Source organism: Streptomyces sp. CHD11 (assembly GCF_018638295.1).
Classification (GTDB): domain Bacteria; phylum Actinomycetota; class Actinomycetes; order Streptomycetales; family Streptomycetaceae; genus Streptomyces.
In genome coordinates, this window is the sequence record NZ_JABTTS010000004.1 from 97,506 (window position 1) to 116,136 (window position 18,631).

The window sequence follows — 18,631 nt, forward strand, 5'->3', positions numbered from 1 at the left end:
CTTCCGGGTTCCTGTCAGCTCTCGCGCCGCTTGGCGCCGGCCCGCAGCGCGTCCCGCAGGGTCCGCGCGGTCCATCCCTCGCGCAGCGCCCGGCGTACGGTGTCGGCCTGGGAGGGCGGGGCCAGACCGTCGACCGGCGGGTCGTTGTCCAGGTTGGTGGGGAACGGATAGCCCTCGGCGCTCGCCGCGATCACGTTCTCCAGCCACTGCTCCCCGGCGCCCTCGGCCTTGCGGCTCAGCAGCACCGGGTACACGGCGCCCGCCACGGCCGCGCGGTCCACGCTCTCCATGGCCCGCCCGAACGCGGACGACACCTGGAGGAGGTTGGCCATCCGACGGATGTCCGCCGAGTGGTTGGCGCCGGCGGCGTGGAAGAGCGCCGGGTTGAAGAACACCGCGTCGCCCTGGGCGAGCGGCAGCTGGACTCGGTGTTCCTCGAAGTAGGCGCGGAACTCCGGGAGGCGCCAGGCGAGATAGCCGGGCGCGTACTTCTGCGAGTGCGGCAGGTAGAGCGTCGGCCCGGACTCGACGGGCATGTCGCAGTGCGCCACCGCGCCCTGCAGGGTGAGCACGGGGGAGAGGCGGTGCACATGGGCCGGGTAGCGGGCGGCCGCCTCGGCGGACAGGAAACCGAGGTGGTAGTCGCGGTGCACGGTCTGCGCGGCACCGCCCGGGTTGACCACGTTGACCTGGGAGGTGACCTGGTAGCCGGGGCCCAGCCAGGCCTCGGAGACCAGGGCGATCACGTCGTTGGCGTAGTAGTCGGCGAACGCCTGCGGGTCGTACAGGGCGGCCTTCTCCAGAGCGTTCCACACCCGGTCGTTGGCGCCCGGCCTGGCGAAGTGGTCACCGGCCGCGGTACCTGAGGCGCGCTGCTGCGCGATCAGGGAGCCGAAGACGGCGGTGGCCCGGTCCACGACCGCCGGGTCGGGGAAGGCGCCGCGGATGACCACGATGCCCGGACCGTCGGCGAGCGCGCGCACCAGTTCGGCCTGCGCGGTACGGCGGTCGGCGAGGGCGAGCCGCTCGGCGTCGTAGAGCAGCACGTTCCCCTCGACGGCACTGGCGTGCGGGTAGGGGGCCAGGTCGGTCCGCTGCTCGACGAGAGTACGCAGGGCGTCGAGATCGCAGTCCCGCCCGGACAGCCAGGCGGCGGACGCGGGGGTCTGTACGGAAGAGGAGGCGGACATGAGGTCGTCCCTTCTGGTCACGTCCGGTCATGAAGTGACGCGACTGATGTCATTCTTGTCAGTACAAACCCTTCGAACAACCAGCAGCATGCCATCAAAAACCCTTCAGGGAGCCGCCGCATGGGCCACCCCTTCCCGCTCCGGGAAATCGCACGTCAGGCCGGGCTGAGCGAGGCCACGGTGGACCGCGTCCTCAACAACCGGGGAGGAGTGCGGGAGAGTACCGCGCAGGAGGTGCACCGTGCGATAGCCGACCTGGACCGCCAGCGCACCCAGGTCCGGCTCGTCGGCCGGACCTTCATGGTGGACATCGTGATGCAGTCGCCGGAGCGGTTCTCCACCGCCGTCCGCGCCGCGCTGGAGGCCGAACTGCCCTCCCTGCACCCGGCGGTGGTCCGCTCCCGCTTCCACTTCCGCGAGACCGGCCCGGCGGGGGAGCTGGTCGCCACCCTCGACCGGATCGGCCGGCGCGGCTCGCAGGGCGTGCTGCTCAAGGCGCCGGACGTCCCCGAGATCACCGCCGCCGTCGACCGGCTCGCCGCCGCGGGCGTCCCGGTGGTGACGCTGGTCACCGACCTGCCCGCGAGTGCCCGGATCGGTCATGTCGGCAGCGACAACCGGGCGGCGGGCGCCACCGCCGCCTACCTGATGGGGCAGTGGCTGGGCGACCGGCCGGGCAATGTGCTCACCAGCCTCTCCAGCGGCTTCTTCCGCAACGAGGAGGAGCGCGAGATGGGGTTCCGCGGCGCGATGCGCGCCCGTCACCCCGGGCGGGCCCTCGTCGAGATCACCGAGGGGCAGGGCCTGGACGCCACCCAGTACGACCTTGTCCGGGCCGCCCTGGAGCGTGATCCGCAGATCCGGGCGGTCTACTCGATCGGCGGCGGCAACATCGCCACCCTGCGTGCCTTCGAGGACGCCGGGCGCGAGTGCGCCGTGTTCGTCGCGCACGACCTCGACCACGACAACACCCGGCTGCTTCGCGCGCACCGGCTGTCCGCCGTGCTCCACCACGATCTCCGCCACGACCTGCGCGAGGCCTGCCACCTCGTCATGCGCGCCCACGGCGCCCTGCCGCCCGCCGGACCCACCCCGCCCTCCGCCATCCAGGTGGTGACCCCCTACAACATGCCGTCCCCGGCGGTGGCCGGGTGACGGCCCAGGCGTGTATGCCGCGGCGCCGGGACGGGCCTGCCTACGGTCGTGCACATGAGGAAACCGACCCCGGAGGGCGGGCCCGAACGGCTCGTCGCGCTCGCCGACGGCGTGTTCGCCATCGCCGTCACCCTGCTGGTCCTGGACATCTCCGTGCCGCAGGGTCTGGACTCGGAGGAGTACCGCCAGGCCCTGAGCGACACGCTGCCCAACCTGGGCGCCTACGGGATCAGTCTGGCGGTGCTGGCCGGCTTCTGGCGTGACCACCGGGCGATCTTCCGCGGCGTTCAGCAGGTGGACGGGACCGTGATCGGGCTGACCATGCTCGGACTGGGACTCGCGGCGCTGCTGCCCTTCCCGACCACGCTGGTCTCCGAGTACGGCGACGAACCCGTCTCGGTGGTCATCTACTCGGTGGCGGTCGCCTCGCTCGGCGCCGTCCACCTCGCGCTGGCCACCCTCGTCGCCCGCCGCCCGTGGCTGCGCGGCGGGGCGGCGCCCGTGCGGGACGAGGCGCTCTACGCCGTCGACCTGGGCGCGACCGTACTGGTGTTCCTGGTGACCATCCCGCTGGCCCTGTTCATCGGGCCCGCCGCCATGTGGTGGTGGCTGGTACTGGTACCGGTCAAGGTGTGGCTGGGCCGGCGGGAGAACGCGTGAGGGAGGCGACCGCCGGCCTTCCCGTCCCCGGGGCTGAGCCCCGGACCCCCTTCGCGCAGTTCCCCGCGCCCCTGAAGGGGCGCGGGGAACTGCGCGAGCAACCCCCACCACCCGCGCGTCCGGGGTCGAAGGGGCAGCGCCCCTTCGGGAAGGCACGGGAAGGGGCGGCGGGGGCGAGGAAAAGGCGTCAGAGTACCCCCGGCCCGTCCACCGTCACCCAGTCCCCCCTCTCCGCCGACCGCGCCATCGCCTCCAGCGCGACCGCACTGTGCACCGCGTCCCCCACCGTGGCCCCGTACGGCACCCCCTCCGCCACGGACCGCAGAAAGCGGTACGCCTCGATCACCTTCAGATCGTCATATCCCATGGCATTGGCGGCCCCCGGCTGGAACGCGCCGAACTCACCGTCTCCGGGACCGACGTACACGGTGCTCACCGGCTGGTCCTGGTAGGCGGTGCCCCGGCTGACGCCGAGTTCGTTCATCCGGCGGAAGTCCCAGAACACCGCGCCGCTGGTCCCGTGCACCTCGAAGCCGTAGTTGTTCTGTTCACCCACCGACACCCGGCAGGCCTCGAGGACCCCGCGCGCCCCGGAGGCGAACCGCAGCAGGCAGTTGACGTAGTCCTCGTTCTCCACCGGGCCGAGTTCACCGCCCGCCGCGCGGGAGTGACCGGCCGTGGCGCCCGCCGGACGGGCCCGCTCGGGCAGGAAGACGGCCGTGTCGGCGGTCAGCGAGGCGATGTCGCCGAGCAGGAACCGGGCCAGGTCGGCCCCGTGCGACGCCAGATCGCCCAGTACGCCGCTGCCGCCGCGCTCCCGCTCGTAGCGCCAGGTCAGGGCGCCTTCCGGGTGGGCGGCGTAGTCGCTGAACATCCGCACGCGCACATGGGTGACCGCGCCGATCTCACCGGAGGCGATCAGCTCCCGGGCCGCCTCGACGGCGGGCGCGTTGCGGTAGTTGAAGCCGACCGCGCCCTGGACCCCCGCCCTGGCCACCGCGTCCGCCACCGCGCGGGCGTCCTCGGCGCCGAGGCCCACCGGCTTCTCGATCCAGATGTGCTTGCCGGCCTCGGCCATCGCCACACCGATCTCGCGGTGCAGGAAGTTCGGGGCGGTGATGCTGACCGCCCGGACACGCGGATCGGCGGCCACCTCCCGCCAGTCGCGGGCCGTCGAGACGAAGCCGAACTGCGCGGCGGCCTCCTCGGCACGGCCCGGTACCTCCTCGGCGACCGTGATCAGCTCCGGGCGCAGGGCCAGCTGCGGATAGTGGTGCCGCACACGCGCGTACGCCTGGGTGTGCACCCGCCCCATCCAGCCGAATCCGACGACGGCGACACCCAGCGCATCCACCATGAAAGCCTCTTTCCGACCCGGTCCGTGTCCGTCGGCTCACCTTCGGCGGGGACCACGCGTCATGTCAACCTTTTGACAGGACAAGGGTGGGAGTGGTGCGGCCCCCGGCCGTCCGGCACCCCGCCACGCGTGGCACGACGCGGCCCCTCCCACCGGGGGCACCGGCCGCGGCCGGGCGGGCCCGGGGCCGCCGTTACGACGTCCGGGATGCGGTAGGGTTGACCAGCGTGATCACGCGGGTCCCCCGCGCGAACCGCATCGGGACGTGGCGCAGCTTGGTAGCGCACTTGACTGGGGGTCAAGGGGTCGCAGGTTCAAATCCTGTCGTCCCGACGGAAGCCGGCAGGGAGCCGCACCGGAATCATCCGGTGCGGCTCCCTGCCGTGACGCGTGGGCCGGGGAACGCCGGTCTCCCTCCCCCGAAGGTGACCGACGTTCCCCGGCCGCTCCCCGGCGCCGGAAATGGCTCAGGTGTCCGCCGTCGGCGGTGCGGTTACCAGCACATGACCGCCGTCTCGCCCGGCCCCCACGCGGAGTACAGGCGGATACGGACGTGATAGCGGCGGCCCCTGACCAGCCGGGCCAGGATCGCCGCGTCGCGCGCGGTGCCCCCGTCGTCGTCCGCGGCCAGGAAACGGGGCTCCCCGTCCCGCTCCTCGAACAGCACGACGACCCGGTCGGCGTCGCCGAAGGTGCCCACCGTGTAGTCCCGGGTCTCCGGCGGGTCGATCCGGAAGTCCGCCTGCTCCCCGGGCCCCAGGCCCAGCGGCACCGAGTGGAACGGCACCAGCGCGGGCGTCGGCGCCACCGGCACCGACGGGTAGCGGCGGAGTACGGACTCCTTGTCCGCCGGGGACAGCGTGCCCGGCGGATGCACACCGCCGCGGTACTGCTCCGGCTCCAGGATCAGCCCCGCCGGAAAGGCGGACTGCATGATCGACTGCGGGTCCCAGACGGACCCGTCGACCTCGTCCGGGCCGAGCTTGCGCAGGATGCTGTCGTACGTCCTGTCCCGGCTGAAGTAGTGCGGAGGTCCCGCCAGTTCGTCGTAGACGGCCTCGTCGTCCCAGTGGATGCCGGCGTACGGGCTCTGGTGCTCGTGCAGCATGCCGAGCGCGTGCCCGATCTGGTGCAGGGCCGCCGCGCGTTCACCCGGCGCGGTCAGGTCCCAGCCGAAATTCATGGTCCGCTCGTGCACACCGGTCCGCAGCGCGTCCCTGCCCACCGCGGACCAGGAACCGTCACCGTGCTGGAAGCCGATGCGCAGCTCGGCCTCGGTACGGTCGGGGACCTCGGTGAACGTCAGCCCGAGCCCGAGCCCTGCCCATTCCTCGAAGCACTCCCGCACCACGTCCCGCTGCTCCTTCGCCCCGCCCCAGGGAACCCAGCGGGTCTGCCCGGTTCCGGGCACCGTGATCCGGGAGCCGTCCTCGGTACCCTCGAAGAAGCAGTAGTGCAGCACCGTGCCGTTGACCCACAGCCGCCGCCCGCCGGTGAGCGCGCCGAGCCGTTCGGCGGCCAGGCCCGGCGGATGGGCGGGCACCGGCTGCCGCGGCAGCGAGCAGTGGCGGACGGTCATGCGCCACAGACTGCCCGCGGCCCGGCCGGGTGGCCTGAGTCGGGGTCTGCTCAAGTGTCCCTGTATCAGAGTTGAGTAGTCGTGCTCCTGTTCCCGTGACCACTTCGCGACGGGAATCCTCCGGGCCGTACGAGACCTCCGGGCCGTACGAGACCTCCGGGCCGCTCGAGACCTCCGGAACGTACGAGACCTCCGGAACGTACGAGACGTACAGGACACGGGAGTCGGACGGCGCGGGCACGACGACACCGCAGCCGCCCTGGCCGTTCACCGGCCGGGAGGACGAACTCGGCCTGATACGCCGCTCACTGAGCGGTGCGCGACGCGGCACCGTGGTGAGCGGCCCGGCGGGGCGGGGCAAGACCAGGCTCGTCACCGAGGCCGTCCGAGACACGGACTGCGCCCGCGTCACCGGGACTCCGCACAGCCGGCACCTCCCCTTCGCCGCCTTCGCCCCCCTGCTGCCCGAGCCCGTCACCCTGCACCACGCCCTGCGCCACCTCTCCTCGGTGCGGACGCTGCTCGTCGACGACGCCCACCTCCTCGACGACGCCTCCGCCGCGCTGGTCCACCAGCTCGCCGTCCACGGACCGAGCCGGCTGCTGGTCGTCGTCACCGACGACGACGAGCCGGTGCCGGCCGCCGTGTCCCGGCTGTGGACGGGAGAGCTGCTGCCCCGACTGGCCCTGGCACCGCTGCCCCGCGAGGAGACCACGCGGCTGCTCTCGGCGGACGAGGACAGCCGCCCCGAGCCGCTCACCGCGAAGCGGCTGCACCGGCTGTGCGACGGGGACCTGCGACTGCTGCGGGAACTCGCGGAGGCGGTACGCCCGTCCGGCCCGCGCACCGGTGCACCGGGCTGCTGGGCCTGGCGGGGCCCGCTGCCCCTCACCCCGGCGGTCCGCCGACACGCGGAGCCGCTGCTGGACCGCGGTCGTCCCGGCGAGCGTGAGACGCTCGACCGGCTCGCCTTCGCCGACCCGCTGTCGCTCGACGCGGACGGCCTCGACCTCACCGTCCTGGAGCGTCTGGAGTGCGACGGTCTGCTCCACGTCGACGACCACGGCCGCATCCGCCTGGCCCACCCGCTGCACGGCCCGGCCCTGCGTTCCGCCGCCGGACGGCTACGCGCCCGCCGGCTCGCCCCTCCACCCGAGGAGCACGCCACCGCCCTGGACACGGAGGCGGCCGAGCTGGCGCGGCGCATGGAACACGCCGACGTCTCGGCGGCCGGGGCGCCGCTGGGCGACCGGCTCGTGGGGGAGGGGGCGCGGATCCCCGCCGGGTACGCGGCCCTGCGCGCCCGGTACGCCCGGCTGCGCGGCGAGCTGCGGGAGGCGGCCGCCTGGGCCCGCGAGGGCCTGCGCACCGACCCGGCGGACGCTTCCTGCCACGCGGAACTCGCCCGTGCCGAAGCGTCCCCCGGGACGGACGGTGATCCGTACGACGCCGTGCGCCTCGGCGCCCCCGAACGTGCCGCGGGCCGGCTCACCGGCGTCTTCGCCGACCACGCCGACGCCCTCGCACGGGCCGACGGACCGGCCCTGGACCGGGTCGCCGAGGAGCTGGAGCGGCGCGGATTCCTGCTGTTCGCCGCCGAGGCGCACGCCCAGGCCGCGTCCACCCACCGGGAACCGCTCGCCGCCCGCACCGCCCGCACGCGCGCGCTCGCCCTGGCCCGCCGCTGCGAGGACGCCCGGACGCCCGCGCTGGCGGGGCTGGTGCTGGGTGAACTCACCGCCCGTCAGCGTCAGATCGTCGCGATGGCGGCGGCGGGACTGAGCAACCGGCAGATCGCGGAACGCCTGACGTTGTCGGTCCGGACGGTCGGCAATCATCTGTACGGGGCGTATACGCGGCTGGGCGGGCCCAGCCGTTCCCAACTGCCCCGTCTCACCGAGCCGCCGGCGGCACTGCCCGCGTGAACCGTCCGGCCGGGTGCGGGTGTTCCGCAGCGGAGGCGGCTGCGGGGGATCGTGGTGGCTCGCGCAGTTCCCCGCGCCCTTCGGCGGGGGCCGACCGGACCGGCCAGGAAGGGGCGCGGGACCGTATCGAAGTGCGGCTCCGCCGCGTGCGCGCGAGCGTCCACGATCCACTCGCGCCCGCCGGCCGGCAGGGTCACGCAGCTCCGAAGGCGGTGAACGCCCACCCCGTCGCCCGGTGCACCGCGTCGGCCGGAAGGGTGGCGCGAGCGTCACGCAGTGCCTCGGCCAAGGAGAGCCCGGAGTCGAGACCCTCGTGGAGGGCGAGCATCAGCGGCACCACCGCCGCGTCGTTGACCGGCGCGCTGCACGCCACCACACCCGCCGTGCCCAGCGGCAGCAACGCCGTCACCAGGCCGAGGAGTTCATCCGCGCCGACGGTCGCGAACCGGGCCGTGTCGCAGCACGACAGGATGATCCGGTACGGACTGCGGTCCAGCCGCTCGAAGTCGTGCACGATCAGCGGCCCGTCCGCCACCCGCAGCGAGGAGAACAGCGGCCCGTCCGCACGGAACGTGCCGTGCGCCGCGATGTGCGCCAGTCCGGCCCCGTCCAGCTCCGCCAGCACCCGCGGCACCGTCGCGTCCTCGTGCTCCAGGACCGTCGCACCGCCGTAGCGGCCGGCCAGTTCGGGAACCTCCGCGCCGCCCGTCGCCAGCCCCGGACCGCGCACCAGCACCTGACGGCCCCCGCGCGGTGGCGCCGTCTCCTTCGCGCGCAGCCAGCTGCTCGCCGACGGCGACACACTCAGCACCCGCTCCCGCAGCGAGGGCAGCAGCGCCCACGGCACCCGGTGCAACCGTCCCGGCGGCACGACCACCACCGGCCCGTCCCCGAGATGCGCCGCGGCCGGACCCAGCAGCAGTTCCTCCAGCCGGCGGCCCGCCGCCTCCACCACCGGAAGCCGCGCCTGGGCCCCCGGATGGGCCAGCCGCCTCAGCCCCGCCTGTACGTGCTCGGCCTCGGACTCGGCCGCCGCGAGCGACCCGGCCTCGAACCGCCGCACCCTGTCCTGCCCGCACAGCAGCACCTGCACCCGCCCGTCCAGCACCGCGAGCTCCACCAGCCGTACGTCCTCACCCAGCCGTGCGAGGAGCCGGCCGACGTCGAGACGGTCCCCGACGTCCGGTGCCCCGCCGCGCATGTGCAGGGTCCGGGAACGGATCTCCCGTTCCAGGCGCCGCTGTTCCCGCTCCAGGGCCGGCACGGGCCTGCCCTCCATCCGGGTCTCCTCCGCGCGGGCGGCGATCTCCCGGTAGGCGGTCATGTCGCTGAGCAGCGCGGGGTCGGCGGGCGGCCGGGTGGGCGGTGCCGACAGCGCGGTGGCCCGCCAGCGTTCGCTCCACACCAGCAGCCGCCGCGGCCCGCCGGAGGCCAGGCTCGCCCGCTGCGCGAGGGCGGCCAGCTCCGTGCCCTGCGCGGTGGCCCGGGCCCGCAACTCCGAGGCGCCCAGCGTCATCCGGTGGTCGTCGAGCACGTCCAGACCCCGCCGGCACGCTTCCAGCACCCCGCGCGGGGAGCCCGCGGCCTGCGCGCGCAGCGCCTGCGCCGCCCAGCCCGTCATCCGCGCGAGCGGCGGCCCGCGGCGTCTGCTGCGGGCGGCGAGGGCCAGATGCCGCTCCGCGTCCGCCGTCCAGCCGAGATCCAGCGCGATCCGGCCCGCGAGGAGTGACGCCTCGGGGGCCGCCGGAGCGCCGAGCGCGGCCAGCATCTCCGCCACCGCCGCCGCGTCCGCGACCAGCCGGCCCGAACGCCGCCCCGCCGCGTGCCGGGCCCCGATCAGCACCAGTCGCGCGTGCGTCTCCCACCAGGTGCGCCGCTGTCCCGCGAAGAGCCGTGCGGCCAGCGCCGCACGCGCGATCGCCGTCTGCGGCTCGCCGGCCAGCCGGGCCGCCCGCGCGGCCGCCAGCAGCAGCTCCGCCTTGCGCGTCGACTGTCCGCCGATCCCGTCCAGCGCGCCGAGCGCCGTGTCCGCCTCGGCCAGTGCCTCCGCGGCCAGCCCGGCCGCCATCAGCACCTCGCAGCGCCGGATGCTCAGCATGAACGTGGGCGTACCGAGCTTGGCGTACCGCTCCTCGGCCTCGTCGAGCAGCCGCAGCGCCGCCGGGACGTCACCGGCGCGGAAGGCGGCCAGTCCCCGGCTCTCCACGGCGTCCGCCTTGTCGTGCTCCTGGCCGGTGGTCTCCCACAGGATCCCCGCCGCACCGAAGTCGGAGTCCGCCCGGTCGACCGAGCCCAGCGCCAGATGCACCGTCGCCCGCAGCGTCAGGGCCCGCGCCGTCCAGATCACGTCACCGGCCTGCCGCAGTACGGGAATCGCCCGCCGTACGTCCTCCAGCGCCTCCTTGTGGTGGCCCAGCACCCAGTACGAGTACGCCCGCCGGAACAGCACCCGCGCGCGGGTGTGCCCGGTACCGCGTTCGACGCCCTTGTGCAGGGCGTCCATGCCCTGTCGCGTGCGCCCCGCGTGCACCAGTGCGACCCCGAGGGTGCCGAGGACGTCCGCCTCCCGCTCGGCCGAGTCCGCGCGCGCCGCCCAGGCCCGTGCCCGTCGCAGATGGCTCAGGGCGAGCCGCATGTCCCCGAAGTCCCGCTGCCAGATGCCGATCACCTGGTGGGCGACGGAGGCGTGCAGCGGCGCGGGACGGTCCTCCAGGACCTCTTCCGCCCTCGCCAGCGCCTCACCCGGGGCGGCGAACACCATCGGCAGCAGTTCCAGCACCGTGTCGCTTCCCGCTGTCACCCCAGCGATGGTAGTGGTCCACCGCCACGTCCCACAGGTATGACGTTGTATCAAACGGCCGCCCCGGGACTCTCTCTCAGGACAGCTCCACGGCCCCGGCCGCCGTCGCCCGAGTGGAGGACATGCCATGGCACCACAGCGATTCCGTGAGCAGTTCGCGCAGATCCAGCGCTCCATGCCCGACGTTCCCCTGGCAATAGGGCCGGACGACGCGGGAGAGTTCCTCTACGAGAAGGGTGTCGTCCTGGCCCGTGACGGCGAGGAGGCCCGCGTCGTCGAGGACACCGTACGGCAGCATTTCACCACCTTCGCCGGCCTCACCCCGGACCGGGTGCGCCGGGCGGGACCGGAGACCAACCGCTCCGGCATCACCCGGATCCAGGTCGCCGACCCCGGGGAGGGCGACGGCAGCGGCGACCCGGCGGTCGCGGGTGCGCTGCGTGCCCTCTCGGCGACCGAGGGCCGGGCCGGACGCCGGCTGGTCAGCCGCAACCACGTCGTGTCGATCGCCGTCAACGCCTGCCCCGGTGACGAACCCGTACCCGTGGCCCCCGGCACCCGCCCCAACCCGGGCGCAGCCGACGCCGGCCACGACCCGGACAGCGCCGTCGGCGTCCTCGTCATCGACACCGGCCTCATGCGCGACCACCGCTCCTACCCGCTGCTCGCCCACACCACGGGCGACGCCCAGGTCGCCGAGTGCGACGACGCCGGGATCCTCCAGCAGTACTGCGGCCACGGCACGTTCATCGCCGGACTCGTCGCCGCCGTCGCCCCCAACACCGACATCACCGTCCGCGGCACGCTCAACGACGCCGGGGCCATCCTGGAGTCCGAGTTCGGCGAGAAGCTGTTCGAGGCCGTCGACCAGGACGGCTGGCCCGACGTCATCAGCCTCTCCGCCGGCACCTCCAACGGCCGCACCGACGGCCTCCTCGGCGTCGACGCCTTCATGCGGGAACTCCGCGAGCAGCGCACCCTGTTGGTCGCCGCTGCCGGCAACAACGGCAGCGCCACGCCCTTCTGGCCCGCCGCCTACGCCGACCTGCCCGGCTACGAGAACGCCGTGCTGTCCGTCGGCGCGCTGCGCGGCGACGGCGAGTTCGGCGCCTGCTTCAGCAACCACGGCGGCTGGGTGAAGGCCTACGCGCCCGGCGAGCGTCTCACCAGCGCCCTCACCGGCTTCGACACCCCCGTCCCGTACGTCTACCAGCATTCCACCTACGACGCCTGCCGCTACGGTTTCACCTACTCCTGCACCTGCCTCCACCCGCGGCACACCGGAGTCCTGAGCGAGGACGGCGGCTCCGCCAAGCCGGACCAGGTGATGTTCGAGGGGCTCGCCCAGTGGAGCGGGACCTCGTTCGCCACCCCGGTCGCCGTCGGCATGATCGCCGCCCACATGACGGGGCGGACGGAGACCGATCCGCGCAAGGCGCGCCGGCAGCTCATGGACGCCACCACCGAGTACGCCGAGGTGCGCGGGGCGCACGTCCCCGCGCTGCTGCCGCCCACCTGGCGTCCCATGCGGGTGTCACCACCCTCGGTACCGGCATGAGGACCGGAGCCGTCCCCTCCACGGCGTACCATGACGTGCCGTACACGAGGGGTGGGACCGTGGAGCGTAGTGAAGTCGGCGCGTTGGTCCGGTCCGCGGTCGACGGCGACGCGGCGGCCTGGAAGGCGATCGTGGAAGGGCTGGGCCCGCTGGTGTGGTCCGTGGTGCGCGCGCACCGGCTCTCCGACGCCGACGCGCACGAGGTCTGCCAGACCGTGTGGTTCCGCTTCGCCCAGCATCTGGGACGGATCCGGGAACCGGAGAAGGCGGGCTCCTGGCTGGCCAGCACCGCGCGGCACGAATGCCTGAAGGTGCACCGCAACGCGCGCCGGCTGATGCTGACGGACGATCCTCAGCTGCTGGACCGCGTCAGCGAGGAAGGGACGCCCGAGCAGTCCCTGCTGGAGGCGGAGGAGGCGGCCGCGCAGAGCGAGCGGGTCCGGCGGCTGTGGCAGGAGTTCGAGGAACTCGGCGAGCGGTGCAGGCAGTTGCTGCGCGTGCTGATCGCCTCGCCGCCGCCCAGTTATCAGGAGGTGTCCGCCGCGCTCGACATCGCGGTGGGCAGCATCGGGCCGCTGCGCCAGCGCTGTCTGCGCCGGCTGCGGGCCCGGCTCGAGGCACGGGGGGCGACGTGAGCGGCAGGGACGGCATGAGCGACGGCGCGGGACACGGCGCGGACTTCGACGGAAGCTTCGACGGGGACATCGGGAGCGGGCTGCTGGAGGAGGAGCTCCGGCAGGCGGCGGCCGTCCTGGACCCGCTGCCGCCCGAGCTGCTGCAGATCGCCGTCGACGCCTACGCGCTGCACGATCTCGACGCCCGGGTGGCCGAGCTGACCTTCGACTCGCTGGTCGACGCCATCCCGGTCAGGGGAGCGGCGGACCCGCCGCGCATGCTGACGTTCAGCGCCGGTGAGGTGACGCTGGACGTCGAGGTGAGCGGGCAGGGCCTGATGGGCCAGGTGCTGCCGCCCCAGCCGGCCCGTATCGAGGTCCTGGGCGGCCCGCGGCCCACCGCCGCGCTCACCGCCGACGACATGGGCCGCTTCACCGCGGACACCACTCCCTCCGGCCCGTTCGCCCTCCGGCTGCGCGCCGGCGACGAGGTGGTCACCACGGAGTGGATGCGGGTCTGAGTCTTCCGGGGGCGGGGAGAGCCACGAACGGGCCGACGCCGCATCCGGCCCGTCACCGGCTCCGGCCCCGTGCTCTGACCGTCCGGACGGGCGGCGGCCGCCCCCACGAGGTCGTGCCGCTGACGGCGGCGGTGCGGAATCCTGCTGCCGCCGTGAGCCGAGCGTGAACCCGTCCGTCCGCGGGCCCGACGGCAAACTCCCTCGCCTGGCCGCTGCCGAGCCGGATGGACAAGGGGTCCGGCCACCGTGTGGTACGCCGACCCGGGGTGAGGCCGATCCGGGGTGACGTGGATCCGCCCCCCGGGCGGGGTCCCGCGCCCGATGCGGCGTTGGCGTGCGGGGGGAAGCGGGTCCTGGGGCGCTGCCGCGCGGGTCAGCCGGAGGCCGCGTCGACCAGGGTGGCGAGTGCCGAGGCGAGGCGGGGGAGGCCCTCGCCCGCGGGGCCGCCCGGTTCCGCCATGTAGGTGTCCCGGCGGATCTCCACCATCAGGGCGGACACCTCGGCCCGCTTTCCGTAGAACTCCAGTGGTACATACGTCCCGGCGAACGGGCTGTCCGTGCCCGTCTCCCCGCACGGCGCGAACGCCTCACGCGCGGCGGCGAGGAGCCCGGGCGGGGTGTGGAAGGAGTCGGTGCCCAGGCAGATCTCCGGCCGGGGCCCGTCACCGTGCAGTTCGTAGGGGAGCGGCGCGCTCGGATACGAGTGCACGTCGATGATCACGGCCCGCCCGGTCGCCGCGAGCCGGTCGGCGACGGCTTCCGTCATCGCCCGTGCGTACGGACGGAAGTACCGCCCGATCAGCGGCTCGGCGTCGAAGCCCCCGGGCCGCAGCGCCTCCCGGTGCGTGGTGCGTGTGTAGACCGCGCCCATGCCGACGGCCAGCATCTCCTCCCGCTCGTCCGGGAACCGCTCGGGGTCGACGACCAGCCGCGAGAGCCGGTTCTCGAACCGCCACGGCGCGACCGCCGCCGCCTCCGCCGCCGCCTCGGCGATCGTCGCGGTGTGCGCGTCGGTGATGTGGTCCAGCTCCCGCTCCAGGCCGGCGTCGTCGAGCACGATCCCGGACCGCACACCGGCCGGTATCTCCCGCGCGGAGTGCGGCACATGGAGGATCACGGAGGAATCCGGGTCGCCCGGAAGGAACGCGAAGGGCTGCGGGACGTCGGTCATACGGCTGCTCCGATGGCGCTGTCAGTGGTGTACGCAAGGATCAAGGTGTCATACGGCACTGACATCACCCATGACCCGACGACCGAGATGCCCCTCACCAACGCGCAGGTGACAGCCCACGCCTTCCTGGCCGCGCTGTACGGGGACGACTGCTTCCCCGTTTCCGCTGTCGACCGGCGCCGGGCCGTCCTGCTCACCCTGTGCGGGCGTCTCGAGACGGACCGCCCCGCCGATCTCGCCGGTCCGTACACCCTGACGCATGCGGCCACGGAGGAGATCAGCGGTCTCCAGGCCGAGTTCGAGGCGGCAGGCAGCGAGATCGAGACGGTGGCCCGGGACGAGCTGGGCGGGGAGTTCTTGTTCATCGCCAGGGCGTACGGCTTCGGCGACGCCGACACCGAGGAACTGATCGCCCCTCGCGACTGGTGAGCCGCCCCCGGCCGGAGCGGACACGGCTCCGCCCCGGCCGGTCGTCGCCGGGCGGGGCGGAGTACGGGGACCGCTCGCGTCAGCTCAGGGACGCCAGCGCCTCGTTCCACGTGGTGGACGGGCGCATGACCGCGGCGGACCTGGCCGGGTCGGGCCGGTAGTAGCCGCCGATGTCGGCCGGCTTGCCCTGGACGGCGTTCAGCTCCTCGACGATCTTCGCCTCGTTGGCGGCGAGCGTCTCGGCGAGCGGCGCGAAGGCCTTCGCCAGGTCCGCGTCGTCGGTCTGCGCGGCCAGCTCCTGCGCCCAGTACAGCGACAGGTAGAAGTGGCTGCCGCGGTTGTCGATGCCGCCCACGCGGCGGGTGGGGGACTTGTCCTCGTTGAGGAAGGTCGCCGTGGCGCGGTCGAGGGCGTCGGCGAGCACCTTGGCGTGCGCGTTGCCCGTGGTGGAGGCGTAGTGCTCCAGCGACGGCACCAGTGCGAAGAACTCGCCGAGGGAGTCCCAGCGCAGGTAGTTCTCCTTGACGAGCTGCTGCACGTGCTTCGGCGCCGAGCCGCCCGCACCCGTCTCGAACAGGCCGCCGCCCGCCATCAGCGGGACCACCGACAGCATCTTGGCGCTGGTTCCCAGCTCCAGGATCGGGAACAGGTCGGTGAGGTAGTCACGGAGCACGTTGCCGGTGACCGAGATGGTGTCCTCGCCGCGGCGGATGCGCTCCACCGACAGCCTGGTCGCCTCGACCGGGGGCAGGACGCGGATGTCCAGGCCCTCGGTGTCGTGCTCCGGCAGGTACTGCTCGACCTTGGCGATCAGGTTGGCGTCGTGGGCGCGGGTGGCGTCCAGCCAGAAGACCGCCGGGCTGCCGGTGGCGCGGGCGCGGGTGACGGCCAGCTTCACCCAGTCGCGGATCGGGGCGTCCTTGGTCTGGCAGGCGCGGAAGATGTCGCCGGCGGAGACGGCCTGCTCGAGGAGCGCGTCTCCGTTGCCGTCGATCAGGCGGACCGTGCCCGTGGTGGGGATCTCGAACGTCTTGTCGTGGCTGCCGTACTCCTCGGCCTTCTGCGCCATCAGACCGACGTTCGGCACCGAGCCCATGGTGGACGGGTCGTAGGCGCCGTTGGCGCGGCAGTCGTCGATCACGGCCTGGTAGACACCGGAGTAGCTGGAGTCCGGCAGGACGGCCAGGGTGTCGGCCTCCTGGCCGTCAGGACCCCACATGTGACCCGAGGTGCGGATCATGGCCGGCATGGAGGCGTCGACGATGACGTCCGAGGGGACGTGCAGGTTGGTGATGCCCTTGTCGGAGTCGACCATCGCCAGCTCCGGGCCCTCGGCGAGCTCGGCGTCGAAGGACGCCTTGATCTCGGCACCCTCGGGCAGGGCCTCCAGACCCTTGTGGATACCGCCCAGGCCGTCGTTCGGGGTGAGGCCGGCCGCGGCGAGCTTGTCCCCGTACCGGGCGAAGGTCTTCGGGAAGAAGGCGCGCACCACGTGGCCGAAGACGATCGGGTCGGAGACCTTCATCATCGTGGCCTTCAGGTGCACCGAGAACAGCACACCCTCCTGCTTGGCACGGGCGACCTGCGCGGTCAGGAACTCGCGCAGCGCGCCGACGCGCATCACGGAGGCGTCGACGACCTCGCCCGCGAGAACCGGTACGGACTCGCGGAGCACGGTGGTGCTGCCGTCGTCGCCCTTGAGCTCGATGCGCAGTGCGCCGTCCGCGGCGATGACGGTCGACTTCTCCGTGGAGCGGAAGTCGTCCGCGTCCATGGTGGCGACATCGGTCCTGGAGTCGCTGCTCCAGGCGCCCATGCGGTGCGGGTGGTTCTTGGCGTAGTTCTTCACCGAGGCCGGCGCACGGCGGTCGGAGTTGCCCTCACGCAGGACCGGGTTCACGGCGGAACCCTTGATCTTGTCGTAGCGGGCACGGATCTCGCGCTCCTCGTCGGTCTTCGGGTCGTCCGGGTAGTCCGGCAGCGCGTAGCCCTGGCTCTGGAGCTCCGCGACCGCGGCCTTGAGCTGCGGGATCGACGCCGAGACGTTCGGCAGCTTGATGATGTTGGCCGCGGGCGTCTTCGCCAGCTCACCGAGCTCGGTGAGGGCGTCCGGGATGCGCTGGTCCTCGGTGAGGTACTCCGGGAACACGGCGATGATGCGCCCGGCCAGCGAGATGTCACGCGTCTCCACGGTGACACCCGCCTGCGAGGCGTACGCCTGGACCACCGGCAGGAAGGAATACGTCGCCAGGGCCGGGGCCTCGTCAGTGTGCGTATAGATGATGGTCGAGTCAGTCACCGGGTGCTCCGCTCCACGTCTGCAACATTGCTCGACATCAAGATATCTTGTGACCGCCCGCGACTCGACAGGGGCCTGCGCCGTGTTTCGGGCGATCTCCCGCCACCCCGTCGTGCCGCGGCGGCGGGAGACCGGCCGTCCGGGCCCGGATCCTGTCGTTCGACGACAGTGCCTAGACCGGCCGGGTGGTGATCATCTCGTCCGGAGCGGACTCGGCGTCCCGCTGCTGGGGGAACGTCACCGCACCCTGCTGGAGCGCCACGGTACGCGCGGGGGAGGGGATACGGATGCCCTCCTCGCGGTAGCGGCGGTGCAGACGCTTGATGAACTCGTGCTTGATCCGGTACTGGTCACTGAACTCGCCGACGCCGAGAATCACGGTGAAGCCGATACGGGAGTCCCCGAAGGTGTGGAAGCGCACCGCCGGATCGTGCTCCGGCACGGCACCGGTGATCGAGGTCATCACCTCGGCGACGACCTCCTTGGTCACCCGCTCCACCTGCTCGAGATCACTGTCGTACGACACCCCGGCCTGCACCAGGATCGTCAGTTGCTGCTCGGGCCGCATGAAGTTGGTCATGTTCGTCTTGGCCAGCTGGCCGTTCGGGATGACCACGAGGTTGTTGGACAGCTCGCGCACGGTCGTCTGCCGCCAGTTGATGTCCTCGACGTACCCCTCCTCCCCGCTGCTCAGCCGGATGTAGTCACCCCGCTGCACGGTCTTGGAGGCAAGGATGTGGATGCCCGCGAACAGGTTGGCGAGCGTGTCCTGGAGCGCCAGCGCCACCGCGAGACCGCCGACACCGAGCGCGGTGAGCAGCGGGGCGATGGAGATGCCCAGCGTCTGCAGGCCCACCAGGAAGCCGATCGCCAGGACCAGGATCCTGGTGATGTTCATGAAGATCGTCGCCGACCCGGCGACGCCGGAGCGGGCCTGGGTGACCGACTCCACCAGCCCCGCCACCACCCGGGCGGCCGACACCGTGGCGGCGAAGATCACCAGCAGGGTCAGTGTCTGGTTGACGTTGTGCTGGACCGTGCGGGTCAGCGGCAGCGCCGCCGCCGCGGAGGCCATGCCGCCCGCGACCGCCGCCCACGGCGCGATCATCCGCAGCGCGTCCACGAGGACGTCGTCCCCGCGCCAGTTGGTGCGCTCCGCGTGCCGGCCCAGCCAGCGCAGCAGCATCCGGAACAGAAACGCCGCCAGCAGGCCGGCGGCGAGGGCGATACCGGCGAACACCAGATCGTCCACGGTGAGCGGGCGGGTCACCGCTCACCTCCGGCGCATGCCCGGTCCGACGGTCGTGACGGGGGTATGTGAGGTCGTGTCACCTGGTCACCTGCTCGAAGTCAGCGGAAAGTACGCGCCGGCC

Annotated in this window: 14 protein-coding genes and 1 tRNA gene; 8 read left to right on the forward strand and 7 right to left on the reverse strand. The window is 73.1% G+C overall.

Annotated features, from left to right (window positions below; all coding sequences use genetic code 11):
- Positions 1–14: 14 nt before the first annotated feature.
- Complete coding sequence (locus HTV45_RS06020) at positions 15–1,190, reverse strand: phytanoyl-CoA dioxygenase family protein (RefSeq protein ID WP_215204560.1); 1,176 nt, start codon at positions 1,188–1,190, stop codon at positions 15–17.
- A 120-nt stretch (positions 1,191–1,310) separates the two neighbouring features.
- Here HTV45_RS06020 and HTV45_RS06025 point away from each other — a divergent pair, with 120 nt between their 5' ends.
- Positions 1,311–2,345 (forward strand): LacI family DNA-binding transcriptional regulator, encoded by a 1,035-nt coding sequence (locus HTV45_RS06025; RefSeq protein WP_215204561.1) that lies wholly within the window; start codon positions 1,311–1,313, stop codon positions 2,343–2,345.
- Between the two features lie 54 nt (positions 2,346–2,399).
- A complete protein-coding gene (locus tag HTV45_RS06030) occupies positions 2,400–3,005 on the forward strand; it encodes a TMEM175 family protein (protein ID WP_215204562.1) in 606 nt (201 codons plus the stop codon).
- A gap of 187 nt (positions 3,006–3,192) precedes the next feature.
- Here HTV45_RS06030 and HTV45_RS06035 read toward each other — a convergent pair whose 3' ends face one another.
- A complete protein-coding gene (locus tag HTV45_RS06035; protein ID WP_215204563.1) occupies positions 3,193–4,362 on the reverse strand; it encodes a Gfo/Idh/MocA family protein in 1,170 nt (389 codons plus the stop codon).
- Between the two features lie 259 nt (positions 4,363–4,621).
- Here HTV45_RS06035 and HTV45_RS06040 point away from each other — a divergent pair.
- A tRNA-Pro gene (locus HTV45_RS06040) sits at positions 4,622–4,695 on the forward strand.
- A 160-nt stretch (positions 4,696–4,855) separates the two neighbouring features.
- Here HTV45_RS06040 and HTV45_RS06045 read toward each other — a convergent pair.
- The gene (locus HTV45_RS06045) at positions 4,856–5,941 is read right to left on the reverse strand and encodes a hypothetical protein (RefSeq protein ID WP_215204564.1); all 1,086 of its coding nucleotides are present in this window, start codon (positions 5,939–5,941) and stop codon (positions 4,856–4,858) included.
- 293 nt (positions 5,942–6,234) lie between these two features.
- Here HTV45_RS06045 and HTV45_RS06050 point away from each other — a divergent pair, with 293 nt between their 5' ends.
- On the forward strand, positions 6,235–7,866 hold the full coding sequence (locus tag HTV45_RS06050) for a LuxR family transcriptional regulator (protein WP_251691461.1): 1,632 nt from the start codon (positions 6,235–6,237) through the stop codon (positions 7,864–7,866).
- A 193-nt stretch (positions 7,867–8,059) separates the two neighbouring features.
- On the opposite strand, the gene HTV45_RS06055 is transcribed toward HTV45_RS06050, so the two are convergent.
- Entirely contained in the window at positions 8,060–10,627 is a 2,568-nt protein-coding gene (locus tag HTV45_RS06055) for a CHAT domain-containing protein (RefSeq protein WP_215204667.1), read from the reverse strand.
- A 166-nt stretch (positions 10,628–10,793) separates the two neighbouring features.
- Here HTV45_RS06055 and HTV45_RS06060 point away from each other — a divergent pair, with 166 nt between their 5' ends.
- Genes HTV45_RS06060 through HTV45_RS06070 form a run of 3 tightly spaced genes read left to right on the forward strand, consistent with a single transcriptional unit; the run spans position 10,794 to position 13,359 of the window.
- Positions 10,794–12,224: a S8/S53 family peptidase gene (locus tag HTV45_RS06060; RefSeq protein WP_215204566.1), complete on the forward strand. Its 1,431-nt coding sequence runs from the start codon at positions 10,794–10,796 to the stop codon at positions 12,222–12,224.
- Positions 12,225–12,283: 59 nt separating this feature from the next.
- Positions 12,284–12,859, forward strand: coding sequence for an RNA polymerase sigma factor (locus HTV45_RS06065; protein ID WP_215204567.1), 576 nt, complete (start codon positions 12,284–12,286; stop codon positions 12,857–12,859).
- 14 nt (positions 12,860–12,873) lie between these two features.
- Complete coding sequence (locus tag HTV45_RS06070) at positions 12,874–13,359, forward strand: hypothetical protein (RefSeq protein ID WP_215204668.1); 486 nt, start codon at positions 12,874–12,876, stop codon at positions 13,357–13,359.
- Positions 13,360–13,732: 373 nt separating this feature from the next.
- Here HTV45_RS06070 and HTV45_RS06075 read toward each other — a convergent pair whose 3' ends face one another.
- Complete coding sequence (locus HTV45_RS06075; RefSeq protein WP_215204568.1) at positions 13,733–14,530, reverse strand: N-formylglutamate amidohydrolase; 798 nt, start codon at positions 14,528–14,530, stop codon at positions 13,733–13,735.
- An 87-nt stretch (positions 14,531–14,617) separates the two neighbouring features.
- On the opposite strand from HTV45_RS06075, the gene HTV45_RS06080 reads away from it, so the two are divergent.
- Positions 14,618–14,959, forward strand: coding sequence for a DUF5713 family protein (locus HTV45_RS06080; protein ID WP_215204669.1), 342 nt, complete (start codon positions 14,618–14,620; stop codon positions 14,957–14,959).
- A 79-nt stretch (positions 14,960–15,038) separates the two neighbouring features.
- Here HTV45_RS06080 and HTV45_RS06085 read toward each other — a convergent pair whose 3' ends face one another.
- Together HTV45_RS06085 and HTV45_RS06090 are read right to left on the reverse strand one after the other, a co-directional pair.
- A complete protein-coding gene (locus HTV45_RS06085) occupies positions 15,039–17,258 on the reverse strand; it encodes an NADP-dependent isocitrate dehydrogenase (RefSeq protein WP_215204569.1) in 2,220 nt (739 codons plus the stop codon).
- 172 nt (positions 17,259–17,430) lie between these two features.
- A complete protein-coding gene (locus HTV45_RS06090; protein WP_215204570.1) occupies positions 17,431–18,528 on the reverse strand; it encodes a mechanosensitive ion channel family protein in 1,098 nt (365 codons plus the stop codon).
- Between the last annotated feature and the right edge of the window lie 103 nt (positions 18,529–18,631).